25 protein-coding genes are annotated in these 26685 nt (G+C 49.1%); 14 read left to right on the top strand and 11 right to left on the bottom strand.

Annotated features, from left to right (window positions below; genetic code table 11):
- Window positions 1–180: 180 nt before the first annotated feature.
- Both ACEPSU_RS10680 and ACEPSU_RS10675 read right to left on the bottom strand, forming a co-directional pair.
- On the bottom strand, window positions 181–360 hold the full coding sequence (locus tag ACEPSU_RS10680) for a hypothetical protein (protein WP_020088728.1): 180 nt from the start codon (window positions 358–360) through the stop codon (window positions 181–183).
- Window positions 350–688 (bottom strand): helix-turn-helix transcriptional regulator, encoded by a 339-nt coding sequence (locus tag ACEPSU_RS10675; RefSeq protein WP_020088729.1) that lies wholly within the window; start codon window positions 686–688, stop codon window positions 350–352. The genes ACEPSU_RS10680 and ACEPSU_RS10675 overlap by 11 nt, the downstream gene beginning before the upstream one ends.
- Before the next feature lie 70 nt (window positions 689–758).
- On the opposite strand from ACEPSU_RS10675, the gene ACEPSU_RS10670 reads away from it, so the two are divergent.
- The 3 genes from ACEPSU_RS10670 to ACEPSU_RS10660 all read left to right on the top strand — a co-directional run bounded on the left by ACEPSU_RS10670 (window position 759) and on the right by ACEPSU_RS10660 (window position 2839).
- Window positions 759–1364, top strand: coding sequence for a cadmium resistance transporter (locus ACEPSU_RS10670; RefSeq protein WP_020088730.1), 606 nt, complete (start codon window positions 759–761; stop codon window positions 1362–1364).
- 63 nt (window positions 1365–1427) lie between these two features.
- Window positions 1428–1958: a helix-turn-helix domain-containing protein gene (locus ACEPSU_RS10665; RefSeq protein ID WP_260338565.1), complete on the top strand. Its 531-nt coding sequence runs from the start codon at window positions 1428–1430 to the stop codon at window positions 1956–1958.
- Window positions 1958–2839 (top strand): IS3 family transposase, encoded by an 882-nt coding sequence (locus ACEPSU_RS10660; RefSeq protein WP_260338566.1) that lies wholly within the window; start codon window positions 1958–1960, stop codon window positions 2837–2839. Before ACEPSU_RS10665 ends, ACEPSU_RS10660 begins: the two co-directional genes overlap by 1 nt.
- 75 nt (window positions 2840–2914) lie before the next feature.
- On the opposite strand, the gene ACEPSU_RS10655 is transcribed toward ACEPSU_RS10660, so the two are convergent.
- Window positions 2915–3958: a YeiH family protein gene (locus ACEPSU_RS10655; RefSeq protein WP_395321535.1), complete on the bottom strand. Its 1044-nt coding sequence runs from the start codon at window positions 3956–3958 to the stop codon at window positions 2915–2917.
- Between the two features lie 107 nt (window positions 3959–4065).
- On the opposite strand from ACEPSU_RS10655, the gene ACEPSU_RS10650 reads away from it, so the two are divergent.
- From ACEPSU_RS10650 to ACEPSU_RS10635, 4 genes are all read left to right on the top strand, one after another.
- Window positions 4066–4950, top strand: coding sequence for a LysR family transcriptional regulator (locus ACEPSU_RS10650; protein ID WP_395361539.1), 885 nt, complete (start codon window positions 4066–4068; stop codon window positions 4948–4950).
- A gap of 115 nt (window positions 4951–5065) precedes the next feature.
- Window positions 5066–6271 (top strand): MFS transporter, encoded by a 1206-nt coding sequence (locus ACEPSU_RS10645; protein ID WP_395321531.1) that lies wholly within the window; start codon window positions 5066–5068, stop codon window positions 6269–6271.
- Window positions 6272–7486: 1215 nt separating this feature from the next.
- Complete coding sequence (locus ACEPSU_RS10640) at window positions 7487–8347, top strand: AraC family transcriptional regulator (protein WP_260338701.1); 861 nt, start codon at window positions 7487–7489, stop codon at window positions 8345–8347.
- Window positions 8348–8481: 134 nt separating this feature from the next.
- Window positions 8482–10113 carry an ABC-F family ATP-binding cassette domain-containing protein gene (locus tag ACEPSU_RS10635; protein WP_020088735.1) on the top strand — a complete coding sequence of 544 codons (1632 nt, stop codon included), beginning with the start codon at window positions 8482–8484 and terminating at the stop codon, window positions 10111–10113.
- Between the two features lie 173 nt (window positions 10114–10286).
- Here ACEPSU_RS10635 and ACEPSU_RS10630 read toward each other — a convergent pair whose 3' ends face one another.
- From ACEPSU_RS10630 to ACEPSU_RS10615, 4 genes are all read right to left on the bottom strand, one after another.
- Entirely contained in the window at window positions 10287–10787 is a 501-nt protein-coding gene (locus tag ACEPSU_RS10630) for a hypothetical protein (protein ID WP_395321529.1), read from the bottom strand.
- A 20-nt stretch (window positions 10788–10807) separates the two neighbouring features.
- Entirely contained in the window at window positions 10808–13249 is a 2442-nt protein-coding gene (locus ACEPSU_RS10625; RefSeq protein ID WP_395321527.1) for a hypothetical protein, read from the bottom strand.
- 476 nt (window positions 13250–13725) lie between these two features.
- The gene (locus ACEPSU_RS10620) at window positions 13726–14664 is read right to left on the bottom strand and encodes a DMT family transporter (RefSeq protein WP_395361537.1); all 939 of its coding nucleotides are present in this window, start codon (window positions 14662–14664) and stop codon (window positions 13726–13728) included.
- 122 nt (window positions 14665–14786) lie between these two features.
- Complete coding sequence (locus tag ACEPSU_RS10615; protein ID WP_395321523.1) at window positions 14787–15728, bottom strand: nucleoside hydrolase; 942 nt, start codon at window positions 15726–15728, stop codon at window positions 14787–14789.
- Window positions 15729–15909: 181 nt separating this feature from the next.
- On the opposite strand from ACEPSU_RS10615, the gene ACEPSU_RS10610 reads away from it, so the two are divergent.
- The 3 genes from ACEPSU_RS10610 to ACEPSU_RS10600 all read left to right on the top strand — a co-directional run bounded on the left by ACEPSU_RS10610 (window position 15910) and on the right by ACEPSU_RS10600 (window position 17918).
- A complete protein-coding gene (locus ACEPSU_RS10610) occupies window positions 15910–16128 on the top strand; it encodes a hypothetical protein (RefSeq protein ID WP_395321521.1) in 219 nt (72 codons plus the stop codon).
- Window positions 16129–16328: 200 nt separating this feature from the next.
- Window positions 16329–17054, top strand: a complete 726-nt coding sequence (locus ACEPSU_RS10605; RefSeq protein ID WP_395321519.1) for a hypothetical protein — start codon at window positions 16329–16331, stop codon at window positions 17052–17054.
- Window positions 17055–17117: 63 nt separating this feature from the next.
- Entirely contained in the window at window positions 17118–17918 is an 801-nt protein-coding gene (locus ACEPSU_RS10600) for a chitosanase (protein WP_395321517.1), read from the top strand.
- 139 nt (window positions 17919–18057) lie between these two features.
- Here the strand turns inward: ACEPSU_RS10600 and ACEPSU_RS10595 are convergent, their stop codons facing one another.
- Window positions 18058–19497 (bottom strand): aryl-sulfate sulfotransferase, encoded by a 1440-nt coding sequence (locus ACEPSU_RS10595; RefSeq protein ID WP_395321515.1) that lies wholly within the window; start codon window positions 19495–19497, stop codon window positions 18058–18060.
- 230 nt (window positions 19498–19727) lie between these two features.
- Here ACEPSU_RS10595 and ACEPSU_RS10590 point away from each other — a divergent pair, with 230 nt between their 5' ends.
- From ACEPSU_RS10590 to ACEPSU_RS10575, 4 genes are all read left to right on the top strand, one after another.
- Entirely contained in the window at window positions 19728–20459 is a 732-nt protein-coding gene (locus ACEPSU_RS10590; RefSeq protein WP_260339869.1) for a DUF975 family protein, read from the top strand.
- A gap of 944 nt (window positions 20460–21403) precedes the next feature.
- A complete protein-coding gene (locus ACEPSU_RS10585) occupies window positions 21404–21778 on the top strand; it encodes a GntR family transcriptional regulator (RefSeq protein ID WP_395321513.1) in 375 nt (124 codons plus the stop codon).
- A complete protein-coding gene (locus ACEPSU_RS10580; RefSeq protein WP_395321511.1) occupies window positions 21775–22668 on the top strand; it encodes an ATP-binding cassette domain-containing protein in 894 nt (297 codons plus the stop codon). The genes ACEPSU_RS10585 and ACEPSU_RS10580 overlap by 4 nt, the downstream gene beginning before the upstream one ends.
- Window positions 22669–22684: 16 nt before the next feature.
- The gene (locus ACEPSU_RS10575) at window positions 22685–23626 is read left to right on the top strand and encodes an ABC transporter permease (RefSeq protein WP_260339874.1); all 942 of its coding nucleotides are present in this window, start codon (window positions 22685–22687) and stop codon (window positions 23624–23626) included.
- A 356-nt stretch (window positions 23627–23982) separates the two neighbouring features.
- Here the strand turns inward: ACEPSU_RS10575 and ACEPSU_RS10570 are convergent, their stop codons facing one another.
- From ACEPSU_RS10570 to ACEPSU_RS10560, 3 genes are read right to left on the bottom strand one after another with little or no spacing between them, the layout of a single operon-like run.
- Complete coding sequence (locus ACEPSU_RS10570) at window positions 23983–24333, bottom strand: DUF2200 domain-containing protein (protein ID WP_395321509.1); 351 nt, start codon at window positions 24331–24333, stop codon at window positions 23983–23985.
- A 13-nt stretch (window positions 24334–24346) separates the two neighbouring features.
- The gene (locus ACEPSU_RS10565; protein ID WP_395321507.1) at window positions 24347–25813 is read right to left on the bottom strand and encodes a PH domain-containing protein; all 1467 of its coding nucleotides are present in this window, start codon (window positions 25811–25813) and stop codon (window positions 24347–24349) included.
- Complete coding sequence (locus ACEPSU_RS10560) at window positions 25800–26276, bottom strand: PH domain-containing protein (RefSeq protein ID WP_020088749.1); 477 nt, start codon at window positions 26274–26276, stop codon at window positions 25800–25802. The genes ACEPSU_RS10565 and ACEPSU_RS10560 overlap by 14 nt, the downstream gene beginning before the upstream one ends.
- Window positions 26277–26685: the final 409 nt, after the last annotated feature.

Genomic DNA, 26685 nt, shown 5'->3' with positions numbered 1-26685 from the left:
CAGTAAAAGCTTCGCCGGACAGAAGAACTGAGATTTCTGATCCAGTTCAGCTTCTCCGCAACAATCCTTTAAATACAATTTAAATATCAAAAAACTGCAGATACCATCTGGTTAAATCCAGATAGTATCTGCAGTTTTGCTATTGAAGAAAATTCAAGATTCTTAGCAAGTTAACTGTCTTCAATCATTCAAATCTGCCCAAAGCTTCTCAAGAGAATTAAACGTTTCGAGCTGATCAGTTTCAACTTCTGTTTTAGCAGCTAAGGCTTCATGACTAGACGAAAAGTTACCCGCCAAGTTATTTTCAGGCTCAGTCGAAGCGGAGTCTTCAGCTTGTTCACCACGTCCCTTAATGGCCATGGGTCTTCCCCCGCAACACGTGGTCCACGTGGGCCAAGGTTTCATTAACGATATCGAGAATGTGCGGGTCATCTAGGCGATAGAAGTTTTGCTTACCCACCCGGCGAACCGCCACCAACTGTTCCTTCTTTAACAGTGCCAGCTGGTGGGAAATTACCGACTGTTCTACCGACAATAGCTCGCTGAGTTGACTAACGTTGAGCTCCTGCTGTTCCAAGAGGTAGAGCAGTTGTAAACGCGTGGGGTTACTGAGTAATTTAAAGATTAATTGTGAAGCTTGGGCCATTCGTGGTTCAATCAAAGTGACTTTTTCTTCGGAATTCGGCATAAAAGGGTTGCTCCTTTCATATGTAGATGATAACATATGTTATAGATAACATGCATGGGGAGATGGCAACATGTTAAAAACGATTCTTACGGGAGTCACGGCGTATATTTCCACCGGACTCGACTACTTAATTATTCTAATGGTAATCTTCGGCCGCGTAAAGCACCAAGACCGCTGGTTAGTGTTGGTAGGGGATTTTTTGGGAACAACTGTGTTAGTCGGTAGCTCACTGATTGTGGCCTTTTTTCTGGGATTCGTGCCGGCACCGTGGCTGTTAGGTCTGCTGGGATTGATTCCAATCTATTTGGGAATCAAGTTGTGGGTTCAAGGGGATGACGATGATGCCGGGGAGATTGCCGCCAAGGTAGCGAAACCGCAGAGTCTCATCTGGAACGTGGCTTTGATTACGGTGGCGACCTGTGGTGCGGATAACATTGGGATTTACGTGCCAATCTTCACCACGGTGGCACCGGCGACAATTCCGTTGATTTTACTGACGTTTGCGGTCATGGTCATCCTGTTCTGGGAGATTGGCTATCGGCTGGCCTGTTTGCCTAAAGTGGCAGAAGTTTTGGAGAAACAGGGGCGTTATATTACCATTGCCGTGTACCTACTGATTGGGCTGTATATTTTGTGGGATAGCGGAACGATTCAGCATTTAGGAAAAATGATCTAAAAAATAGTGGCTTGAAGTGAACCCCCAAGGTTGGACAGAAAGTCCAACCTTGGGGGTTTTACTATGGTTAAGTTTGATTTAGATTTTAGAATTAAGGTCGTCACTGAATATTTGAGTGGAGTTGGATCAACCTCATTGGCCAGAAAACATGGTATCAGCAAGGAAGAAACTATCCTTCTTTGGGTTAGTCGCTTCCGGAAATACGGTATAGCTGGATTGAAGCTGAAGGATCAGAAGCCAGAATATTCTAGTCAGTTCAAGGTTGATGTATTAAACTGGAGAAAACAACATCAGGCCTCGCTTCCGGTAACGGCTCTGCACTTCAATCTATCTTCGCCAAGCACCATCTGGCAATGGGAGAAGCGCTTTGAGGAGCAAGGAATCGCTGGCCTTGAACGGAAGCGAGGAAAGCCTAAAATCATGGCTAAACATAAGCAAACGAAGCCTTCAAAGAGTCGCAATAACTCCAGTACCGCCGATGAATTGAAGCAATTAAAACAAGAAAACTTGATGTTAAAGATTGAGAATGAATACCTAAAAAAACTCGATGCCTTAGCTCAGAAGAAGTCAGCAGACAAGAAATCTCGCAAATAGTGACCGAGTTAAGGCAGGTCTTTCAAGTGCCCATCAAGCTCCTACTCAAGGTCGTCAAAGTACCAAGAAGTACGTATTATTACGCACGCTCACATCGTCAGCGTGAAAAGCTGGATGATTCTCCAATCATTCAGGCAATCGATGAGATCCGGCAGGAAGATTCTAAGTACACCAAGAAGTATGGTTACCGGCGACTAACTAAAGCTTTACAGGAGCATGGATTCACGGTGAATCATAAACGAGTCTTGCGTCTAATGCATGAGCATGATTGGCTTTGTTTAGCGTACAATCGGCAAAAACGTAAATATAATTCATACAAAGGATCCGTTGGTAAAATTGCGCCTAATCGGTTGAACCGACGATTCAAAACGGACCGACCCTATCAAAAACTCGTTACAGATGTCAGTGAATTTCGATACGGTGGTATGAGCCAAAGTGAACGTGTCTATTTAGAACCAGTGATTGACCTCTTCTCAGGCGAAGTCTTAGCCTTCAACATCAGTGACCATCCAACAGTAGAATTTGCCCTAAAGCCGCTTAGAGAAGCATTGGAAGGACTGCCAAAATTAGGTTATCGAACAACAGTCCACACGGATCAGGGATTCCAGTATCAACATAAATTCTGGCGAGAAACACTCAAAGAACATCGCGTATTTCAAAGCATGTCACGCAAAGCAACTTGTCTAGATAATGCGGTAGTTGAATCATTCTTCCACATCATGAAGGTCGAAGTTATGGATGAGCATTTTGAGAACAAGGAAGACTTGACTCAAGCTATGACTGACTGGATTAGCTTTTACAATAAACGTCGGATCAAAACAAAACTGGATGGCAAGTCCCCGGAAAAATACCGGGAACTCGCCATCCAGAAGGCAGCGTAAATTCTGTGTCCAACTTTAAGGGTTCACTTCAGCTCGTCAATTGCTGACGAACCACTATTTTGGCATGAATTGGGTCTAGAAGAATAACTTGCTGGCAATCGTCACGCAGGTCATCAGGATAACTGATGAAATGGTGGCCGCCAGGAAGACGTTGCCCCCGCGCTGGAAGATCACGCGAAAGTTGACGCTCATCCCCAGGGCGGCCATGGCCATGCCGAGGAAGATGTAGGCTAATTTAACCAGACCAGCCAGAGCAACATCGCCCAGTGGCAGGAAGGTCCCGATGATGCTGGTTAGAACGAAACCGGCCATGAACCACGGAATTGGCAACTTAGCTGGACCTTCATTGGCAGTTGCTTCAGGATTAGCCTTGCGGGATTGATGTTGGTACCACCAGCCAATGATCAGCGCTGCAGGGGCCAACAGTAGGACCCGGGAGAGCTTGGTAATGATGGCGGTGTCGAGGCTGACGGGACCACCGGCACTACCGGCGGCAACGGCGTGGGCAATTTCGTGAAGCGAGCCCCCAGTCAGTACCCCGAATTGAACGGCAGTCAGGTGGAGCAGTGGCTTCAGGCCGATTTCAATCAGCGTGAAGACCGTTCCCAAGATAGCGACGATAGCGACGGCCAGAACTTCATTTTCCCGTTGACGTTCGGCCTTGTCGTCAGGCACCTTGATTTGTGGCGACACACCCATAACGGCGGCGGCTCCACAGATGCTAGTCCCAGTGGCGGTCAAAATGGCCAATTCCTTCTCCACGCCGAGTTTACGGCTGAGGTTGTAGGTCAGAAGCACCATCCCTGTCACCACGAAGATGGCCAAAGTGATAGTCTTCACGCCGGCTTGGGCCAGTTGGAGCAAGTTTAATTTGAATCCTAAGAGAATAATACCAAGACGCAAGAATTTATTGCTGATGAAGCCGATACCAGCCCGGTTGGCGTTGATGACCTGGGGCTGAATCTGACAAGCCATGCCTAGCAGTAGCGCGATGACTAGGGCGCCGACCAGGTTTAAGTAAGGCAGTTGTGCCAGAAAGCTACCGGCAACGGCGCAGACTAAAGTTAAGAGTGAAGCCAGCCAGAAACCGCGGCTCACAACAGTTGTGCGAATATCCAAAAGAATTTCCTCCTCAAAAATGTCTAAACCTAGTTTACCGGAAGTCAGTTATAAGATAAAATTGGAATGGATAATAATGATATAAGTATCACTTATGAAAGGGAGCTATGACCATGCTTGACCACCGGTATCAAACGTTTCTCGTGTTGGCCACGACCAAGTCGTATACGCAGACGGCCCGTCAGCTATACATCAGCCAGCCAGCAGTGTCTCAACAAATCAAGAGCTTAGAGGCGGAACTGGGTGTCGAGCTCGTGCGCTACGAACGCCCCAAGCTGACAATCACGCCGGCTGGGGTGGAACTTGCGGCGTTTGTTCAACGCGTCCAGGTTCAGGCGGATGCGGTGGTGGCGACTCTCCAACATCCCCAGAAGGCGCGGCAAGTCACCTTTAGTACAACACTATCGATCAGCGAATTCTTGGCGCCGCAGCTGATTGGCTTACTACAGGCCCAGCATTATCATGAAATTAATTGTCGGGTGACGAATACCCACGTTGCTTTAGCAGCGATTGAATCTGGAGACAGCGACTTTGCTTTGATTGAAGGGAATTTTGACAAGCAACGCTACGGCTATGAGGTGGTGCGGCAGGAACCCTTCGTCGGGGTGGTCGCCGCTGACCACCCGTTGGCCCAACAGTCAGCCGTGAGTTGGGCCGACTTGACCGCCTATCCGCTGATTGTTCGGGAAGAGGGGTCCGGTAGTCGGGAAATTTTAGAAAACTTGGCGCATGCGGCCAACGTGACCTTCGCGGAGTTTCCTCAGGTGGTGACGGTAAATAATCCGACCGCCATTCGGGAAGTCTTGCTGCAGGGAAGTGGGATTAGCTTTGTCTACCGTTCCGTGGTCGCCGAGGCCTTAAAATCTGGAAAACTGGCGGTTCTTCCACTGCAAGCGGGGCAGCTGCGGCATGACTTGGATCTAGTTTATCCCCGTGATAGTTATTTTGCAGATGATTATCGCCAGTGGGCGGCGGCCTTGAAAAAGGGATAAGTCACGGAAAAACTAAAATTTTCTGAGAAAATGAGCTGATGATTAGACAAACACCCCTAAATATTGATATATTTATCTCAATGCTGTAAAAATTAGTGAGAAGGGGTGAGCCATCGTGACGAAGAAAACGAGACGGGCCATTTTTATCTTAGTGTTTAGTGAATTTTTAGTGTGTTTGGGAATTAGTTTAGTGATCCCGGTCATGCCGTTCCTGAAGAATCAATTACATCTGACCGCAACGGACATGGGAATTATGAGTGCCCTGTTTGCCTTCGCACAGTTCGTGGCGTCACCCCTGATTGGGCGGTTGTCGGATAAGATTGGGCGAAAGCCTGTGTTGACGGCCGGACTGTTCCTGTTTATGGCTTCCGAAGTGCTGTTCGCTTTGACCAACAAGTTGATGGTCTTCAACATTTCGCGGGTTATTGGTGGGCTGTCTGCTGCCATGGTCGTACCTACGGCGATGGCCTTAGCCGCTGACATTACGACGAAACGCCAACGAGCGCGGGTCATCGGCTGGTTGTCGGCCGCCTTTAGTGGGGGCCTGATTCTGGGTCCCGGTATCGGGGGGATTTTAGCTGGAGTCAGTTACAAGACGCCGTTCTGGGCCGCCGGTGCATTGGGCCTGATCAGTGCCATTGTCCTGATCAGTCTGTTGCCAAGTGATGCCGAGACTAGTAAGATTCGCGATGCGGAAGCAACAACGTCTACGGCTGCCAAGCCTTCTGCCCATCCAATGACCAAGGAATTTTGGACGGTGCCGATCATCATCCTATTTACCATGATTCTGGTCTCTTCCTTTGGTCTGCAAGGATTTGAAAGTATCTATAGTATCTACGTCAACGAAGTCTTCCACTTTAGCTTGGGCAACATTGCATTAGTGTTGACGCTTAACGGATTAATCTCGTTATTCTTGCAAGTGGCGATGTTTGATACCCTGGTTAGTAAGTGGGGTGAGCGGCGAGTCATCCGGGCCTGCTTCTTCCTAGCCGCAATCTGTGTGGTTTGGATTACCCAGGCACACGGGAAGATTGCCGTCATGATTGCTACACTGGTTGTCTTCTCGGCCTTCGACCTGTTGCGGCCAGCCATTACGACGTTGCTGACCAAGGCTAGCGAATCTAATCAGGGGCTAATCAACGGGTTAAACATGTCCCTGACCAGTGTGGGGAATATCGTGGGACCAATCATGTCGGGGATGTTACTCGATATGAATCCGCACTACCCATACTTGGTGGTGTCGGTCTTTCTGATTGTTTCTTACCTGATGGCCTTTCTGTTGAAGCGGCCGGACCAATTACAGTCGGCTACGGAAAAGTAGGGCTGGCTAGCTGATGAAACGATAATTTTCGATGTAAATATGAGGAACCTGAGATGGAGAATTCTGGGGTTCCTCTTTTTTGCGGAGATTTTTAGGAAGCTAGTGGTGACCTTGGTGTGGCAGGCACCTCTTGCTAAGGTATTTGGAAATATGTGGGTTTCGAAACGTGTTCAGTCGGGTAGGTTCTTGCGCTTAATAAGTTAAGTGATTCCTGCTCGGTATATGTATGTTGGTGGTTATTCTGGCGTAGTTCGTTAGACTTTCTCTCGCCGGGATATCCGGGAACTTGCGGCTTCTGAAACGAGTTCCGCAAGGCAGGTTCTTCCGCTTAGAAAGCTAAGTGACTCCTGTCCGGCAAGGCCGAACAGAAGCCCCTTAGCTCCCTAATGCTCAAAACCTAATCGCCTTACTTCACTCTCTGGTATGAAACGAGTTCCGCAAGGCAGGTTCTTCCGCTTAGAAAAATAAGGGACTCCTGCTCGGTATATGTATGTTAGTGGTTATTCTGGCGTAGTTCGTTAGACTTTCTTTCGCCGGGATATCCGGAAATATGCGGCTTCTGAAACGAGTTCCGCAAGCCAGATTCTTCCGCTTAACAAAAATAAGACTCCTGGCCGGCGGCTGCCGACCAGAAGCCTTATTCTCGTTAATGCTCAGAATCTAAACGGCTTGCTCCACTCTCTAAACAAAAACAACCAGACCCAATAAACCGGTCTAGCTGTCCCCCCTAAAGCCTCTGATGGCCATAGCCTATTCTGTTTCTTCACAGTACGGTGGGTGATCTCTTCCCCAAGAGAAACCACCGGTAGTTGGTTGATCGGCCACTCCCCCAAGCGGTCGGTACGATTATCCTAAAAGATGATGGGCTAGGCGCTTTGTGCGACTAGCGGCTGGTCTCGCTGGCACTCCCCAGTAGCGGCGAGAAACGGCGCTGACGGACAAACTTTCACGAGGTTTGCAATGACTGTAACAGTAGGGACGAACAATTGTTAATTTGTGTGGCCCCTATCGGATGTTACAAGTACATTGTACTGGGGATTTAGCAATTCCATAATCCCATAATTTAATGATTGCGTTACTTATTTTAACCATCTAGGTGGTTAACGTGGTATACTACAATACAAAACAACTTGCTGCAATTGGTCTACTTGGGGGTAATTAAATTGGAGCCGCTTACTTTGTTGAATAAGAATTTGCGAGAATGGGGGGACGAACATGCCTCGGCCGTATCATGAACGCTTAAACTTTACAATGCAATTGCCGTTGCGCGTCATTAGCCATGGCACCGGCGGCCCGAAATTGGTATTGCCACATTGGCACCAAGCGGTTGAATTGGCCTACCCGTATTGTGGGCATCCTGGGACCGTGCATATTGGGAGCTCAACCTTTGAAATGGCTGCCGGTCATATCTACGTGATTAATTCCGAAGTGGTCCACAGTTATGAGACGATGTTGGATGAGGATAATCAAATCATGACGCTACTGATGCCGGCGGCTTGGCTGCGAAATGTGGTCGATAACGAGCAGCTTCCAATCTGGGGTCCCGTCGATCTGGACTTGCACGATGCCGCTTACCGCGGAATTGGTCAGGCGGCTGGCGTGCTCGTGGATAATGCCATTCACGAACGTGACAGCCAGGCAGATTACCTAGCGAGTCTGGGTGCCGAGTATCAGCTGGTCGGGCAGCTTTTGAAGCAGTTGAAGATCAACGGGCAGGTCGATAATGATCAGTTGCCATTGCCGGAGCCCTTGCGCCAAGCCGTCGGAGAGCTGCAGCAGAACTACGGGCAACCCGTGTCAATTGCCGATTTAGCGACGAAACTGAACTACTCGAGTGTTTATTTTTCCCGATATTTCAAAGAATATATGGGGATCTCACCGAAGGCCTATTTGGGGCAGATTCGGCTGGAACGGGCCACGGAGCTCCTAATGACCTCGGACGATTCCATCCAGACGATTGCCACCAAGACGGGCTTTCGGACGGAGAAGAATTTCTTCGTGACCTTCAAGCAACACTTCCTGATGACGCCGAAGTCTTACCGTGAGCGGTACGCCGCCCAACGGTCCTGGTCGTAGCATAACCGTTGCTTGTGAACGATATTTATGGTAGACTAGGCCAACATAACACAACGAATATGAGTGGAAACCAACGTTGCCGTTAATTGACACGTTGGTTTTTTACGCAAAAATCTAGGAGGTATCGTTCATTCATGTTAACCGTCAATAATGTCAGTATGCAGTTCTCCGACCGGAAGCTCTACGACGAAGTCAATCTCAAGTTCACCCCGGGGAATTGCTACGGGGTCATTGGCGCTAACGGCGCCGGCAAGTCCACTTTCTTAAAGATTATCGAAAACAAATTAAAGCCGACGACCGGGACCGTCTCCATGGGCCCCAACGAACGGATGTCCAGCCTGAACCAAGATCACTTTGCCTTTGAAGATGAAATCGTCTTGAACACGGTGATCCAGGGTCACAAGAAGCTTTACGATATCATGACTGAAAAGAACGCCATCTACATGAAGGCCGATTTTAGTGATGCAGATGGGATTCGCGCCGCTGAACTCGAAGGTGAATTTGGTGAAATGGGTGGTTGGGAAGCCGAAGCCGAAGCGAGCCAGATGTTGCAGGCCTTGGGGATTGACGAATCTCTCCACCAAGTCCAAATGCGTGAATTAACGGAACCCCAAAAGGTGAAGGTCTTACTGGGCCAAGCCTTATTCGGTCATCCCGACGTATTACTCTTGGACGAACCGACCAACGGGCTGGACGTGCAATCCATCAGCTGGTTGGAAAACTTCCTGGCGGACTACGAAAATACCGTCATCGTTGTTTCCCATGACCGGCATTTCTTGAACCAGGTCTGCACGCACATGTGTGACGTGGACTTCGGTAAGATCACGCTGTTTGTCGGGAACTACGACTTCTGGATGGAATCTAGTGAATTGGCTGCACAGCTGAAGGCTAACGCCAACGCCAAGAAGGCCGATCAGATCAAGCAACTGCAAGAATTCGTGGCGCGGTTCAGTGCCAACGCTTCGAAGTCTAAGCAGGCCACGTCTCGGAAGAAACAATTGGAGAAGATCACACTGGATGACATCAAGCCATCTTCACGGAAGTACCCCTTCATCAAGTTCACGCCAGAACGGGAACTTGGGAACGACTTGGTTCGCGTAGAACACCTTTCCAAGGCCATCGACGGTGTGACGATTCTCGATGACGTCAGCTTCACGTTGCGTCCCGATGAGAAGACGGCGTTCATCAGTCGTAATGACTTGACGACTACCATCTTGATGCAGATCATTGCTGGCGAAATGGAGCCGGACAGTGGAAACGTTGTCTGGGGTCAAACGACCAGTACGACCTACCTGCCAAAGAACGTCAACGACTACTTTGCCAACAACGAGTTGACGGTTATTGACTGGTTACGGCAGTTCGCATCCAAGGAGGAGAGTGACAACACCTTCTTACGGGGCTTCCTCGGGAAGATGCTGTTCTCTGGCGATGATGTGAACCGGGAAGTCGACGTGATGTCTGGGGGCGAGAAGGTCCGGGCTATGCTGTCCAAGATGATGTTGAGCAAGGCTAACGTGCTGTTGCTTGATGATCCAACCAATCACCTGGATCTGGAATCCATCACGGCATTGAACGACAGCCTGGTCGGGTTCACCGGTAGCATCCTCTTCACATCGCATGACCACGAGTTCATTCAAACGATTGCTAACCGGATCATTGAAGTTAGCCCTAACGGTATCGTGGATCGGGCAGACACGACTTATGACGAATTCTTAGGCCACCAACAGGTTCAGGATCAAGTTGCGAAGCTGTACGCTGACAAGTAATTAAATTAATCGTAAACAGAGGGAGCCGCAGTAGGGGCTCCCTTTTTGGTTGCTCAGATTTAGTAAAAGCAAATTCGGACGAAGACAAAAGCCCAGTGGATACAAGTGCTTAGCTTTTTGGGCAAGCACCTGTATCTGCTGGGTAATTTAGAGTTAGTAAAAAATATTCAGTGTTAGTCGTCGGACTTTCTTTCCTCATCCAGGTGCCTCTTGTGTTGCCGGATAACGACGATTAACCGCTCGCGGATATCATTTGGGGATTTACGCAATTGTTTTTCAATACCCAATTGTGTTCGCTGATGTATCAGGACTTGGCCAATGGCATAGAGCTGGGCTAGACTCATTTTTGATAATTGGTCTTCCCAGTCGGCAGTGGCAAAGAAGCGGTTAACTTTCTTTTGATTGCGCCAGGTAAGCCACTTGGCCCAGAATCGAGCGTTACCAATAAGTAGCGTGAAGAAAGTCCAAATAAGCAAAACAACGACTAGAAGTTGTTCCAGTGTTGTCTCGTTTATAGCCATATTATCATACCAGGTCATTGCAATGAGGCATATTGGTATAACAGTGCCCAAATCGGCTAGCAAAAAGAATCTCCATTGTGCCAGCAGAAATCGCCACTGGGTTAAAGTAAATCTTAGTAGTCTAAAGAATACTGTTAATTTGTTGGTGGACAAAGAACCACTCCTATACCTTATTAAGCGCCTACGGGAATGAACATAATGAATAGGGCAGTAGCTGCTATTATTGCTAAATCAGTAGCAGCAATCAAAGAAATCTTTAGTACGAATGTTGCAAGAGATTCAACTTTTACCCAATCTAAATTTTGAATCTTGTTAATTTGGTTATTGTAGTCTGTCACTGTCTCAGTCGGTGTTGTCACTGTAATCTGGTGGAATTTGATGGTCAGAGAAATTTCATACTTTTCGGTAACTTGGACTTGGTTAACTTCAGTGTGATCCTTTTCAAGATGCAACGTGAATCCTGAACCACCTGCTGCAGCATCGATCCATAATCGACCATTCTTTAGTTTAACGGCTAACGTGCCTAAGATTTGATTTAAACCATCAAAGGTAAAAGTATCGTTCTGAGCTAATAATTTCTGGATGCTGTCAAGGTTGTTTGTAATTTGACCATCTTTAATCGTATACACCACAATGTTATCACTCTCTGGAGAAGAAATCGAGGCCCCTACATCTAAGCGCCAGGCAACGTCTACAGCTGGAGATGCAAACGTATAGGTAGTAGCCGTTTCAGTAAAGTTTAATTCAGGAATAGCCTTTAGAAAGGCTAGATTATCTTGATAGTAGTCCAAGTCATCGTTTGCGGCGTCAAGCGTATTCTGCGTGAGGTCAGTTGAAAATGAGAGCGTTGGAAATACAGCATCGATGTCATTAATAACTAGATATAACCATGCGCTTCCGACAACACTCTCCCAGACGTGAAATTCCCATGGCAGTGCAGCATAGGTCTCTGTTGCGTAAACCATACCACCAGTTGCATTCTTAATGGTTTGGAGGTTTTCCATTTGGGATAAATATTTGTCAGCCTCAGCTGTGTTGCCCAGTTTTTTGCAGAGTGCTATATACCCGAGGGTTCCTTCCGTCCAAATAATGTCTGGGGAACCGGAATAACCGCCATCGCTGTCACTATATGGCTTGAATCCCGAGAGACTAGCTTCGGAACTGTAAGTTTCGTTATAGTGAGCTTCATCGGTACTTTCGACCACCTTTACATTGTTTACAAGAAAAGTATCTTGTGCAGTCTTCAAAAAGTCAGCACTATTGATGTTAAAAGACTTATCTTGGATAACTGCCATACCAGCCCAGGTCACACAATCGAGGGCCCAGGAAGAGTCGATTCCGTCAGCTGAAACACCTTGATAAAAGCGTTTATTCTTGGCATCATATAAAGTATTGACAAAATGGCTGTGAATCTTATCCAGAGCGCGTTGGTATTTCTTGTTTCCAGTAACTTTTAGCAAGCCATACAGTCCTTGCATACTGGAGACTTGGTGTTCAGTGGAGCACCAGGCGATTTCAGTATCTGAAAAATCATAATTGTTGCTATATTCACCATTCCCACCTTTAAGCAGGCCGTAACGTGGATCTTTGGGATCTGTAACCATCTGACTCAAAATCCAATTGCCCGCTTTTTCGGCTACGTCAAGATGATTTTTATCACCAGTTTTGAGCATGTAGTGACACATGCCCCAGACAATCCAGCCAACAGCTCCTGTTCTAACGTAATGTTCAAAAAGAGCGCCAATATAATTGTCATAACTAAAATCAAACGAACCATCTGAGTTTTGTTCGGCAGCTAAGCGATTCATAATTTCTTTGCAGAGATCGTAATCACCACTAGTTGTGAATACTAAAAGGGCTAATCCAATATCATAAAGCCAGCTACGGGAATTCAACATGTAGCCGTACTTGCGTAAGGCTTTAGTTCCATCCTTATCGTATGATGGGTCATTTGCCGGAATTAGGAATGAGCTTGGGAGTCGGCCGTCGTGAACATTTGCTTCAGATCCAATTAGCCCAACGACATCGTATTCGTAGGAATTCGCACGCCATACACGATGTAAAACTTTAGCAATCTTCAATCCTGGATAGACCTTATTAGTGTAAAAAATATAATTACCAGCGCCGACATCAAAGATTGGAACTTCAGCATTAAGATACTCTGCATCGGTTAAAGAAAAGAAACGGGCCTTATAATTTACGAAAGTTGAATAAGGGTATTCAACAAAGCTAGTTGATTTGTCACTATTAGTTTGGACGAGTCGAATCTCTTTTAATCCTGTGCCAATAGATTTTGTGGTTGTCCAACGTCCGTTGCTAGAAAGATCACAGCTTTCTTGCAGGTAATAATCATCGGTAATGATATAAACTTCGACTTGATAACTAGTTGGGTCAGACAAGTTGAACCATGTTCCTGAGATTATGCCGGAATAGTTGGAAGAATAGTATTGATCAACATTGATATGCTGGGGGAAAATCTTATCATCTTCATTTGGAAGATTAGATACCTGACCTAGCAAAGTATTACCAGTCTCATTCAATGTGACATCGTATTGGAACTTAGCTGTATCCATTTGTGATTTGATAAATGAAAGTAGAGTGCTACTTGTACTCATAATAGATTCCTCCTAGTTATTTTTATATCAAGCGCTTGATATAACCCCATTATACGAACGTGTGTTCTTAAGCCAATATATAAAGGAACCTATGTTCGTGTCGATGGAGCCTGGAATTGATAAATAAAGTAGTAATAAATTTTGTAATATTAATAGAAAATATTTTTAAAATAAATATAGATGCACCATTCTTGACTGAAATTGCGGCTTTAACTGATATAAACTTTGATGAACCCATAGATTTTATTTAATCATAAAGAATGAATTGCAAAAATGCTACGTTGCTTTGTGTTTATGCGAATCCGAAGAATGAAAAAAGCATTGAACTTTTTCTCAAAAGCTCAATGCGATCTTTAATAACATTATATTTTTCTAGCGTGTAAATTCATTTTTTTGAGAGATGTTGTAAGTATTTGCAGGTCTTGGAGAATTCTTGACAAGACAAAATGATTTTTATTGATCTTGAAAATTCCAAATTAAAACAGTCGAATCATGACAACCCCAGCAATCAGTGTTGCCAGGCCTAACAGTTGAACCGGAACGACCGGCTTGCGAGTTGCGCCCAGCAGACCAAATTGATCGACGAGCAGGCCTCCGGCAATTTGACCCAGTAAGGCGAAGACCACCGTTTGGCCAGTGCCGGGGATTGGTGCCAGGTAGGCGTTTCCCAGTACGAAGACGGCGCCCAGTAACCCGCCAATCCACAGCCACCAAGGCTTGCCCGGACCGGTTGCTCGGCGGACTTCCTTTAGCCCGTGATTAGCGATGAGGACGATGACCAGCAGTCCCAGCGTTCCAATCAAAAAGGAAATGAATGCCGCGTGAACAGCGGAGTGCAGGACGAGTCCTAATCGACCGTTGATCGTCGTTTGTGTCGCACCCAGTGCCCCGATAAATACGCCCAGTAAGCGCCAGAGTAGTGGATTACCAGTGGGTGTTGGCCGCTGTAGCTGGTTGCGCCGTTGCAGGATTCCCGGCAGGGCTACCGTGATGATAATGCCAGCCAGTGCGAGTAGGAGACCGATGATTTTGATAAGGGTCAGCGGCTGCTTGGTCGCGCTGAACCAGCCGAAGTTGTCGATGATCGACCCCATGATGACCTGCCCGAGGATCGGCATGATAGCCGTTTGAACGGCACCGATGTGGGGAAACAGGAGAATATTGGTGGTTAGAAAAATGACCCCGAGTAGCCCACCAATCCAGATCCACCAAGGCTGGGTCGCCAGTAGGGTGCCAGAGACCCATAGCGACTGGTGGCCCAGCAGGGTGATGACTGCCAGAAAGAGGGTCCCGATGGCAAATGAAACAAACGAGGCTTGATAGGGCGAGCCGATGAAGCTGCGCAACCGCGAGTTGACGGCAGTCTGGAAGGATACGATGATACCGATCGCAATGCCGATGGTGATGGAAAGCATAAACGTTATCTCCTTGTACGATGTATTTTTAGGATGTGTAAAGTCATTATTTTATGTAGGCAGGGCCGCCTTGATGGCGTCAAAAAAGGAAGCACCGTTGCGGCCGCTTCCTCCAGTATAACTTATTTATCGGCTAGAATGGCCAGTTCATCGATTCGCTGGAAGAATCCGTCGTGATCGACCTGGGTGACCAGGGTCACGGGCCGACCGTTCGGCGTTTCAAAGGTGCGACCGCGACCGGGGCCAGTCGTGAGAACATCGCTGGTCACAGTCTTGGTGGTGACGATAGCTGGTGTCTCAGTGGCTACCGTGGTCAGAACGTCCCAGAGGAAGTAGGTCGAGTTGGTCTCAAAGTGCTGTAGGGCGGGGACCAACGCGTATCCCTGGCCGATGAAGTCCAGCGCCGGATGTTGACGCAAGGTGGCCCAGTGTTGCCGAATGGCAGGGGTCAGCGGCACCTGGTGCGTGCTTTCCAGACCGACCATTTGGATGGGAATCTGGCTGTCCCAGACGGTCTTCACAGCATCCGGATCCCAGAAGGCATTCCATTCCGTCGTGCCATCCTGTTCGGGTTCGGCGACGTTCCCTCGACCGTCGAAGGTGCCGCCCATCCAGTAGAGGCAATCAATCTTGGTGACGATGCTGGGATCAATTGCCAGGGCGCGAGCGAGGTCGGTCAGGGGGCCCGTCATGAGTAGCGTGGTCTGACCGGCCTCAGCCTGAACCTTATCGATCAGGTCGAGGTGGGCTGGCTTGGCAGCTACGGGAGTGGTCACCGTCCCGGCTTCGTTCAAGATGGGCAGGGCGTCGAGGCTAAAGGCATCGAGTCGCCACTCCTTGGGAAAGGGATTGACGCCCCGAGAATCGGACGCGGCCACATCGAGTTGGGCGCCGTGCCCAAAACGATCGATAATCTTCCGGCTAGCGGCCAGGGCTGGTTCCAGGTAGCAGTCGGCGCCAATGACACTGACCCCGGTTAGGTGAACATCTGGCATTTGTAGCAAGAGCAACAGGGAAACTAAGTCATCGACGCCACCATCGTGGTTAAAGTAGACATTACGCATCGGGTATCTTCTCCATTTCCGAACATTATTTAATCTTTTTCAAATTCATAGTTCACATACTACCGACTTTTAAAGTGGAACGCAACCCTTAGATTCCGAACGATTTAGCCAAGGTTAAGAAAACTCCCGTATACTGCTACTTATACGATTGCAGATTATTTTTAGAAAGGATGATTCTAAGATGCAACCAACGCGTAAAGGACCCAAACACTGGCTATCGCTCGTCGTTGCTGGATTCATTTTATTTGGCGGCGGTGGCGGTACGGGCTACATGCTCGGCCAACAACAGGCCAAATCGGCGCAAACAACGCAATTGAAGAACGCGCCGAAGGGCATGAAAGGCCGCCCATCAGGCAAACCTAGTGGGATGCCAACCCAAAGTAGCTCAAGCAGTAATTAACGAACATTTTAAGCATGTGAAGACTGAGAGGACTCAGAAAAAATTCTGGGTCCTTTTTGCGTGGACATTATGCAAAGAAACCGTGACGTTTGTTGATCTGATTCAGCATTGACAGTGGTCGAGCGGAAGCGGATTATAAAAGAGATTAGTTAATGCCATCATGTGGTTAACCAAATAATTATTTTCGGGGAGTGTTTAGGTTGTGGTTAAGAGCATGTTTGAAGTTGGGATTAACAGTGATGGCGTTTGGGTTGGTCAGTTTGGGTGCGGGGGTCACGGCCCAGGCGAAGGCGAAAAATGTCATTGATCATAAGGATTGCGCGGCGACCAACAAAATTTTTAAAGCTCAGGGGTTTAAGTTATCCCTGCTTCGAGTTCCTAAGAATGGCGAAATCTATGTCGCGGCGTTTACTAAGAAGCAAGACGGCAAGCGCTATGAATTTGTCGCGGGCGAACAGCCGGCTGGCAACGCTGTTAAGGTGAATATGGTCGTCTATCAAGGAAAAAAGGTCGTGTCACGGAAGTCATCTCTTTGGGGACACGTCGGCGGCAAGTACTACAAGGACCTGGTCAGCCAAAACAACCAGAATGAGACTTACATGATTGCGTCAAAGACGAAGACCTGGTCGCTCAAGATTTTGCCGCCACATAATAAGGTGGTAACGGCGACTGCGCAACAGTTAATGGGGAGCGCCGCCATGCGGGCCGATATAGCCTTCAATCGCAATAGCTTGGAATACCACGCCGATCTCGCCGCTAACCAGGGGAAGAATCTGTTGGTGTTGAATCAGCAAGATGACAAAGCATACTGGCAAGGCAAAAAAATTCTGAAAAAATATAAGGCGTACGCCGGTTATTCGAAGAAGACGAAGAAGATGTATCGAACTCTCCAGAAGAATGTGGCCCATGTGGAAAATGTTTCCTAGGCGCCAGGCGTTATTGCTGGAACTTGTGGAGAAATGATGACTTTACATCGGGGAGATTGGTGTATGAAATTCGGAAAAATCCTGTGGCGTCTTTGTTTGGCAGTGGGGATACTAAGTCTCGGTGGCTGTACGGCTCAGACCGGCTACCAAGCTGAGCATACAATTGGGTCCGGTCAGCTGCGTGCAACGACTTTTTCGTTAGTGGCTAGTGCCGAGAATTCAACGACAAATTATCGGCAACAGTACGGTTACATCGAAGATATTGGTGATCACCGGGGGTATACGGCCGGGATCATTGGCTTTACCTCCGCAACGGGGGATCTGCGGCAAGTTGTGCAGCGTTATTGTCAGTTAAAGCCCCAGCATAATGGGTTGAAACGCTATTTGCCGGCACTTCGACGGGTGAACGGTACGGCCTCACACGCAGGGTTAGGGTCGCGCTTCGTTCGGGCCTGGCGGGTAGCTGCTAAGGATTCACAGATGGTGCGGGCTCAGAATGCGATTTTGGACCGGCAATATCTGCGTCCAGTCCTGCGTGCGGCGAAGCAGGATAATCTCAGTCCACTGGGACAGTACATTTATTACGATGCCATTGTGGTTCACGGCCCGGGAAACGACAACAGTAGCTTTGGCGGTATTCGGCAACGCGCATTGCGCCTTGCCAAGACGCCACGGCAAGGTGGTAATCAAGCGAAATATCTGCGTGCCTTTCTGAAGGTCCGCACCCAAGTCATGCGGCAGGAGAAGGCGCACAAGGATCTCTCCCGCGTGAAGGTCCAGCGACAGTTGATTGAGGCTGGCAATTATCAGCTTAAGCGGCCGTTGCATTGGCGGATGTATGGGGATGCCTATCATTTGAATTAGTACTATACGTGTAAATTAAATCAGCGTCATTTCAAAAAATCACCCTTCCAGCTTTGACTCTGGAAGGGTGATTTTGTAGTGGAGAGGGTATTTGCGTATAAGTTGGTACAGTCTGGTGCAGGCAAACAAGCCGTGCGACTTATTTAGGTTGAATGTCTCGCAAACTCAGGTTAGCCGATCCCGGATACAGCGTCATCCGTTGGGCCCGGTAGCTCCAGTCGCCGTGACGGAAGCCGGTTCGGTCGACATCGAAGACAATCTGCTTAGTCTTGCGGTTGACTTCCACGAACTCACTGCGTTTGCCATTGTCCGCGTAACCGAAACCAATCAGGGTGTTGCCCTTACCGACAGCGTAGCTATTGCCGACAATGTTGGTGAAGTTACGTTTGCCCAGCGTCCGACCGAAGCTCCACGTCTTGGTGACGGTCTTCTTCAGTTGATCGATGCTGACAATTTCGCCGGCCGACCACTGTTTAGACTGCTTGGTTTTGCCGCGAGTGACGGGGACATTGTTGTCGTAGAACTCTAAGTCGATCTTACTGCCGGTGTTTTTAGCCGTGTTGATCAACATGACCGCGTGTTGGCCCCCGTTGTAGCGGTAGTGCTTGGTCGTGGGCTTCAACAGGTATTTGTGATAACTCTGCGGCAGCTTTTCCGGCGCAGCCAGGATCCACTTGAGCTTGGTGGTCTTGTAGTTAATGGCCAACATCATATCCTGATTGCGCCCGGAAATGATGAGCTCGCCGTTCTTACGGTTATAGTACATAGAATTTTGGTGGAACCAGTCGATTTTGCCATCGGCGCGGTGGGTCCCGTTGTAGTTTTCGTAGGCCGACTTGGGTAGAATGCGTTTGAGGTCAATGACCTTCTTAATTTTCCCAGTGTTGCGGTCAACCTTGATCATGGTATCCTCGACGAACTTCTTACTCCCATCGTCCACCGTCAACAGGAAGTTGTGGTTCGGTAGCTCGATGGCGTCATGGTGAATCACGGTGTTATTAGCCAGCTTGGATGGGTCATCCTTGGTTGGAAAGAGGCCGTTCATGTTGTATTGGTGGTAAACGCGCCCATAGAAGTCGGTCTCCTGAAGCGCGTTCGACTTAGAGTCGCTGGCCTTCACCTTGGTGTTGAGCAGCAGGTGCTTGTTGGCGAGCTGCTTGAATATGTGGGAAATTGGTTTAGTCGAGTACCAACGAACCTGACCCCTGGCGTCCAATCCGTAGGTGTAGCCGAGACCGCTGACGGCAAAGGTTAATTTGGTATTGCCGTGTCCCAGCGCCATTTGCTTAGGTTTGCTGGTCTTCAACGTATTCTTACCAATTGCCTTGGGTGCCGCCGTTGTCTTCATCGTGTAGGTTGTTCGCGTGGTCGTTCCATTCTTACGCGTAAAGGTCAACGTGACGCGGTTGGTTCGGTCGGCATAGAGGCCGAGCACACCAACTGCGTGTTGGGTCTTGTAACCCTTAAGGTGCTTGGTGATCGTCGTAGTGGGCGTATCCCCGTGGACGGTCAGGGTGACCTTAGTAGCCGCCTCAGTCTTGACCAGAATCAGCCAACCAAAGCGTCTGTGTTTTCTCAAAATGACACCACTTTCTTTATGTATTTGATGTGAAGTGGTAACAATGTTCTGGTGAAACCACTTACACCTGCTTACAAATTATAAATGGCGATTGTAATGGAAGTATAAGAGAGTTGTGAAAATTATGTGAAGTTCAGGCGGATTGCAGAAAAGTTCGTTTCTCTAAAACTAATGTGACAATTATGTTACAATAAAACAATCACAGGCAGTGAAAACGAGGAGGAGTTTACATGGATTCACAAGATCGCATTAATTTTAAATTAGGGGCCAAGAGCCAAATCTTGGATCATATCGGATTTTACATATTACTCTCAATTCTATGGATCGCATTAAATTGGATCGGTGGCATGGTCTATGAACGTAGCGCCAACATTTTCACGCAAACCTTGGCGACTAATGGCGGAACGACCATCAGTGGTTTCTTTTCATTCGGTTGGTTATTGATTATTGCGGGATCAATGATGCGGGCGGGGACCCGTTTGACCATGATTGATATTGACCGGGGAACTGCCAAGTTGGATAATCCCATTCAACGAAGCTTCAAGTTATTTGATAACGGCCGTTACTTCTTGGGCTGGATCTTCATCGGGATTCTGATCGCCATCTTCACGTTCCTGTGGAGCTTGCTGTTGATCGTACCGGGATTCATCAAGTCTTATTCCTATTCGCAGGCATTCTTCCTGTACCGGGACGCAATCGACAAGGGCGAAGAACTCTCACCATTACAGGCGATTACCAAGTCACGACACATGATGAATGGTAACAAGGCGTTCTTGTTCATCATGGACCTGAGTTTCATCGGCTGGTTCCTGTTGGTGATGATCACGTTTGGCTTAGCAGGCCTGTTCGTTCAACCTTACTATGACATGGCACGGGCGAAGTTCTTTACGCAACTGGTTGTCCGCCACGACGAACCGCAAGCAACGGTTGCTGGCGACAATCACGACGATTCTGTTGAGTAAATCATCGCCTTGCCGGGTGCTGGCGATCGGCCGTGACGCTGTGGCTTAGGTTCTTTCGCCTACATCAGTTGGGGTCTACGCTGTGGGGCAACCTCTAGAGCCAAAGGGCGGTCTCTAGAGGCGATCGGAAGCCTCAAAAGTCGAGTCTACCAATCGTCCCGGGGTCTAAGCTAGCTAGGTACGCTAGCAAAGACCCCCGTCACTGCGTAGACCCCAACTGCCTCCGGCTACAGAGCAAGTCTAGACGGTACCTTCAGAGTAAAAGCTGTTTACGTGCAGAAGGTCTATCGTTGGTGTCATGTTCAGGAGCGCTGCTGTTGGCGTTATTAATTTATAGTAGTATCATCACTAGGCTACCTGTGAGGTTCGGTGGTGATATGGTTAACGGAATAGTGGGGACTATTGCGTCATTGATTTCGGGGAATTTAAACATATCTTGTATCAGGACCAGCGAGCGAAGGCTTGGCTGGCCCTTTTGTGTCTCTGCAGTGAGTTAGTGGATTGAGAGATAAGTTGGTGTGTTAGAACGGTACAGTAGTGTCTACCGGAGGGATGGTGAAAATGGATGCGGGTGGTTCGAAGCCATATTAGCCGTGAGGGTGGCGCAAATAGGCTCAGCCGTGGGAATTATCTTGGTAGCGAGCTTTACTGCCTAGATAATTGGTGACTTGGAAACTCGTTCCTTAGAGGTTCCAAGTCAAGCTGGGAGACCGCACTTTGGCTCCCGGCGTCCGCCCTAGCGTTCCAGCCTATTTGCGCCGCCCGGTAAGGCGATGGTGTCCTCCCTACTGCAGTCCCGGTCCATTTTCACCATCCCGGGAGGCGCCAATAAGGCCAGTCAAACCGGCAATCACAATTAATTTTCAAACAAGGGGTTGCCATTTTAACTGTACTAGGTATAATAGTACACACAGAACACGTAGCCAAACCAAGGGGTGAAAAACATGCAAGTAAACGATCAATCCGGCCTGCCGTACTACGAGCAGCTGGTGTTACGCGTTAAGCAACAGATCGTCCAGGGCATCTTGCGACCGGGTGACCGGTTACCGTCCGTCAGAGAGATGGCGCGGCAGGAACAACTGAACCCGAACACGGTCAGCAAGGCTTACAAGCAGTTGGAAGCTCAACAAGTCATCACCACGGTCCACGGGAAGGGCACTTACGTCCGCGAGGCAGTCACACCGGCCGGCGACTCGGCACAGGTGATTGCCACGAAGAAACAACTCCTGACATTGTTGACGGAGATTCGGTACCTCGGTGTACCGTTGGACGAAGTTGTCGATTGGATCAAGGCGGCATATGAGGGGGTAGAGCAATGACGTTACAAGTTTCAGGATTAAGCAAACAAATTAGCGGTCGTGCAATCATTCAGGACATTAACTTTGAATGGGCACCCGGTGAAATCATCGGTTTAGTCGGTCGAAATGGTGTGGGGAAAACCACCCTATTTCGGACGATGATGAATCAATACGTGCCAGAAGCTGGTCACGTAGCGATTGATGGCGAGGACATCCTCGATGTGCCCAGTCGCCAGGAGCAGCTCTTCTTTATTGATACGCAGTATAACTTTTTAAGTACTTACCGGTTGTGGGAACTGCCTCGGTTCTTCGGGACGGTGTACCCCAACTTTGATGGCAAACGTTTCACTAAACTAATCGCCCAGTTCAAGTTAGATCCGAACAGTCAGTACCGGCGGCTCTCCAAGGGGATGCGGGCGTTAGTCAACCTGATTCTGGCGTTGACCTCGAATGCAACTTACATTATCTTGGATGAACCCTTTGACGGACTGGATGTCATCGTGCGGGAGAATATCGCAACAATGGTCATTGATGAGGTGGCCGACCAGCAGAAGGGCTTCCTGATTTCCTCACATGACCTGAATGAACTCGACGGTTTGAGTGACCGGGTCCTGTTGTTGAAGGACAGTCAACTGGTTCACGACTATAATCTGGAAGAAGTCCGTTCACGGGCCAAAAAGATTCAGTTGGTGCTCAACGACAAGGTGATTCCGGATGTGCTCAAGAAAAACAGCCAGTTGATCCGGGTCTCTGGACGGGTATTAGTTGTGGTTATTACCAACTACACGCCGGCCATCGAGCAAGAGTTAAAGGCGTTAAAGCCAGTCTTATTTGAAGAATTACCATTGACCCTGGAAGACCTGTTCCGTGCTAATTTGGCGCACGACACGGGCTACCAGCTGTTGAAGTAGGGGAGGAGACACAGACATGTTTAAGAATCGTTTGGACCAGTTGATTTGGCAACGCCATCGCAGAATGCTTTTTGCCGTCGGGGCGATGGCCCTGTTTGGCGTTGTGATGATCGCCCTGATTGCCCTCCACGATGTGACTAATGATCATTACAGTCGTAACCTGGTGAACGCCGTAACCATGCAACAGTGGGCACCGTACCGGGGCATCTACTTCTCTGGGTTTTCCGTTTGGCTGATGATTGCTGCCTGGTTGGCTGGCTTAGAAATGATGCACCTTGATCTACGGGATAACTTTAACCAGTTTCTGTTCAGCAGTGGCTTCAGTCGGCAACAGATCTACTGGTCGAAAATCAAGGTGGCCTTTCTGACAATCTTATTTATTGATTGCGTCACGATTGCCGTACAGTATCTGATCTACTGGGTCGGCACGCCGAGCGGCTACACCTGGCATATTGGTTGGCCGGGTATCCTGTCATCCTGGTTGTTTGGGCTGATGATCTCATTTGGCCTGTTCGCCATTAGTTGGTTTGCTTCCTTGATCATTGGTCAAGAAGGCCCCCTAGTCGTGACCATCGCGGGCTTTACCTTTTCTTTAGGCGGATATAGCGCAATCAGTGGTAATATAGTGAGGAAGTTGACCTCGCTAACGGAAACGCAGATTATGTGGTGCGTCTTGACGTTCGCGGTCATTCTTGCACTGGCACTGCTTATCTGGGGATCGGCTCTATATCAACGGCTTTCACTGGAACATAATGGTGAGTACTTAATGTTCCCGCACTTGCGGGTTCCGGTATACATCGTCTTTGTCATTTACGTCACGTTCTTCTTCAGTTGGACGTCGGACGGGACCTCGTTCGTCCTGTCCCTGCTGTTTACGTTGTTATTCGGTTACGCCTGGTTATGGCGTCCCCGACTGGGAGAACAGTGGCATCAATGGCGTGAACGTAAACGCGGCTAGAGAGTAGGATTTAACGAAAGTAGTATCGGTACACCACGGCTTGGGGAGGTCAGTGAGTACCAAGGGGAGCGTCACAACGTTGGGGAACGCTGTGGCGAGACGAAACGGGCACCGACAACTGTTGTGGTTGTGGGTGCCCGTTTTTTGTCAGCAATCGTGTCAAAAAGGCCATTCCCGGTTAAGTGGGGAATGGCCTTAATTGTGCTGTTGGGACAGTTTAAGAATCTCTATGGTTTGTTAAATTCGTGCGACTATTTCGGCGTTTTTGACATTAGTAATAAGTAAGAGCCCTAGTTCCGGGGAACCCGGAACCGCAAGTACAATGTGCGGCATGTCGAAAATGAATGCTGCTATCATCAGTCTCGAAAGATTTTAGCCATGGTCTTCCCTCGAGCCAATTCGTCGATCAGTTTGTCGAGGTAGCGCAGACGTTGCATGGTGGGGTCCGCAATCTCTTCAACGCGAACACCACAAACGACGCCGGTAATTTTGGTGGCATTGGGGTTGAAGCGGGGGGCGTTAGTCACAAAGGTGGCACAATCCACATTTGCGTCCAACTGGGCCTGTAGCGCAGGCGCATCGTAACCGGTCAGCCAGGTGATGATCTCATCGACTTCGGCGGCAGTGCGTCCCTTCTTTTCGGCCTTCTGGACGTACAGCGGATAGACCCGCGCAAAACTCATTTTGAAGATTCGAGGGGTGGTCATGGTGGGACTCCTTTCAGACGGTTTGCAGGTACCAGTCGTAGACGCGCTGGGCCTGCGCTGACTTCAGGTAACGGAGTTCAATTGCTTGGTTCTTGTTACCGTGGCGCACGTTGACGATGAGGTGCATGAGACCGGTTCGTTTCATCCAGATGGACTGGTTCAGCCGAACCGACTGGATCATGTCAACGGGGAGGTAGTAGGTCTCCTTGGTCCACATGTGGCCAGTCTGTAGCGCCAGCATCCGCGGGGTGATCAAGCCACCACCCGTTTGGTGAGCGGCGAAGCGCCCTTGAAAGAAGGCGATGACTAGAATCAGAGCAAAGGCCCACATCCAGTGCGGTAGCAAGAAGCTGGCAAGGGCTACTGGGGCAATAACAATCAGTAAGGCGTTACGGATGAGATACCACTGCCGGCGGTCAGCAACGTTGAGATCACTGAGGTCTGGCGTATGATCCGGTAGCCAGTCCACAAATGGAGACGCCACGTCATAGAGTTGTGACTGGGGTACGGCCGGGAGAATCACCAGGTCGTCATCGTCGTCCTTGGAAGCGGCCTTGGAGGCCAGCAGGACTTGGACCGTTTGGATGTGCAGCCATTGCCGGAAAACGTTTTGTTTGACCCGGATGGCCTGGATGCGTTTGAGCGGCGCGGTGATCGTGTTGCGTTGGAATAGCCCCTTCGCCGTCTTTAGCTGGTCCCCCTGCAACGCGACGTCGAAGTGAAAGTAGCGGATGTAGGTCCATAGAAAGGCACCGACCCAGGCAATAGCGACCACGGCTACGGCACCACCGATCAAGACGATTAATGCTAAATGCGTGGCGTCAGCAATCAGTGAATCGGTCCAACTACGCGGAACCTTGTTATAAATGGCTAACAGAATCAAAAGTAAGGGGATGAATCCCGTCGAGGTAACCGCAAACTTAAGCAGGGTGCGGTTGTTGATCCGATAATGGGCGGTCACTGGCGTGGTTGCGGGCAGTGGAAGCGGATCTGTTTCTGTAGTCTCCGCAGTTGCCGTAGCGGCCGTCGAATCGGTTGTCGCTGCGGCAGTTGCGCCTAAACGGTAGCCGTCGATGGTATCGGCAAGTGTCGTGGGAACAGCAGCGAGCCGCGCTTCGGGTTTGTTATCATCATGGCTGGCGGTTTCAATATAGAGTTCTTCCAGCTTAAATGGGGCTAGGAAGAACCACTGCTTCCGTTGAACCGTTTGAATTCGTGAATAAGGAATATGCTCGTGGTGGCGAACAAACACCCCAGAGTTGACTTCGACGGCCGTCGGGGTAACCCGGTAGCTCAACGTGGCCCAGCGCGTGGCGGGCCAAATGATTATGACAAGGACAATTCCAGCCCAGCTTAGTGCAAACCAAAGGGGCTGGTTATACAGGGTGAGGACCAGAATGAAGAGAAACCAATATTCCTTGATTGAATTAGCAATATGCAGGAGTAGGCCCAGTGGATGGGTGCGTTTAGGCTTGATCATGGCGGGCCTCCCGCGCGAGCCGCATGATTTGATCGCGCAATGCTTCGGCTTCGTCGAGTTCCAGGCCTTCGATGCCGTGATCAGTAGACGCGGTGGCAATTGACACCTTGGTCAATTTTTGCCACTGCAGTAGCGGACCGGCGTTGAGCGTGACGTTTTGGACCCGGGCAATCGGAATGGCGACCCGTTTTTTAAAGATAAATCCGGACTGCATTTCAACGGCGACCGCGGAAATCTGGTAGCGCGTGAATCGGTAGCGGTAGGGGATGAGGCTCCCTTCGATGATGGGCTCGATAATAGTAATTGCCGCAAAGGTGGAGACCAGCCAGAAGGGCCAGCTCCAGTAGCGGTAGGTGAGCCAGATGAGACCAGTGATGACTACTAAGGCCGCAAAGCTACCCACCGCGCTGATTCCCCAGATGAGCTTGATGCGGTTGGGTAGGTGATGATTTTCAGATGACATAGATGTGTGAAACTCCTCTCCTGATATAACCAGTGTAGCAAGTCCCCCATCCCTTGACAACCATGGGGGTTAACTAATTACGCCTCCGGGCTGGTGAAAATGGGCCGTGATGCTGAGGGCGGACGCCTAAAGCCAAAGAGCGGTCTTTAGGCTGAACTTCAAGCCGTGAGAACCACGTCTTAAAGTTCCCAATACGCTAACCGGCAAAGGGCGCCGCTAAGCGTATTCCCACAGCTGAGTCCATTTTCACCAGCCCTGCGGCTCATATGGTGTTAACCCGTGACGATGATGTTAGCCCGTACTGCGGCTGTAGGCGGTCCCCACAGCAGACGGAATCTCTGGCAGCCGCAGGCGACAATTTTCAACGTTCAGGAATTAATTGAAAAATTAGTTAGCGCTGGCACAGCGG

This window comes from Levilactobacillus parabrevis (assembly GCF_044051715.1).
GTDB classification, from domain to species: Bacteria; Bacillota; Bacilli; order Lactobacillales; family Lactobacillaceae; genus Levilactobacillus; species Levilactobacillus parabrevis.
This window is presented reverse-complemented; position numbering and strand designations above follow the sequence as displayed.

Bases quoted from the DNA above. Each gene is read 5' to 3' on its own strand.
- ACEPSU_RS10670 (WP_020088730.1), top strand. From the start codon at position 759: ATGTTAAAAACGATTCTTACGGGAGTCACGGCGTATATTTCCACCGGA.
- ACEPSU_RS10580 (WP_395321511.1), top strand. From the start codon at position 21,775: ATGACGTTACAAGTTTCAGGATTAAGCAAACAAATTAGCGGTCGTGCA.
- ACEPSU_RS10675 (WP_020088729.1), bottom strand. From the start codon at position 688: ATGCCGAATTCCGAAGAAAAAGTCACTTTGATTGAACCACGAATGGCC.
- ACEPSU_RS10570 (WP_395321509.1), bottom strand. From the start codon at position 24,333: ATGACCACCCCTCGAATCTTCAAAATGAGTTTTGCGCGGGTCTATCCG.
- ACEPSU_RS10560 (WP_020088749.1), bottom strand. From the start codon at position 26,276: ATGTCATCTGAAAATCATCACCTACCCAACCGCATCAAGCTCATCTGG.
- ACEPSU_RS10575 (WP_260339874.1), top strand. From the start codon at position 22,685: ATGTTTAAGAATCGTTTGGACCAGTTGATTTGGCAACGCCATCGCAGA.
- ACEPSU_RS10565 (WP_395321507.1), bottom strand. From the start codon at position 25,813: ATGATCAAGCCTAAACGCACCCATCCACTGGGCCTACTCCTGCATATT.
- ACEPSU_RS10585 (WP_395321513.1), top strand. From the start codon at position 21,404: ATGCAAGTAAACGATCAATCCGGCCTGCCGTACTACGAGCAGCTGGTG.
- ACEPSU_RS10620 (WP_395361537.1), bottom strand. From the start codon at position 14,664: ATGCTTTCCATCACCATCGGCATTGCGATCGGTATCATCGTATCCTTC.
- ACEPSU_RS10590 (WP_260339869.1), top strand. From the start codon at position 19,728: ATGGATTCACAAGATCGCATTAATTTTAAATTAGGGGCCAAGAGCCAA.
- ACEPSU_RS10680 (WP_020088728.1), bottom strand. From the start codon at position 360: ATGGCCATTAAGGGACGTGGTGAACAAGCTGAAGACTCCGCTTCGACT.
- ACEPSU_RS10625 (WP_395321527.1), bottom strand. From the start codon at position 13,249: ATGAGTACAAGTAGCACTCTACTTTCATTTATCAAATCACAAATGGAT.
- ACEPSU_RS10600 (WP_395321517.1), top strand. From the start codon at position 17,118: ATGAAATTCGGAAAAATCCTGTGGCGTCTTTGTTTGGCAGTGGGGATA.
- ACEPSU_RS10615 (WP_395321523.1), bottom strand. From the start codon at position 15,728: ATGCGTAATGTCTACTTTAACCACGATGGTGGCGTCGATGACTTAGTT.
- ACEPSU_RS10665 (WP_260338565.1), top strand. From the start codon at position 1,428: ATGGTTAAGTTTGATTTAGATTTTAGAATTAAGGTCGTCACTGAATAT.
- ACEPSU_RS10640 (WP_260338701.1), top strand. From the start codon at position 7,487: ATGCCTCGGCCGTATCATGAACGCTTAAACTTTACAATGCAATTGCCG.
- ACEPSU_RS10635 (WP_020088735.1), top strand. From the start codon at position 8,482: ATGTTAACCGTCAATAATGTCAGTATGCAGTTCTCCGACCGGAAGCTC.
- ACEPSU_RS10610 (WP_395321521.1), top strand. From the start codon at position 15,910: ATGCAACCAACGCGTAAAGGACCCAAACACTGGCTATCGCTCGTCGTT.
- ACEPSU_RS10650 (WP_395361539.1), top strand. From the start codon at position 4,066: ATGACCATGCTTGACCACCGGTATCAAACGTTTCTCGTGTTGGCCACG.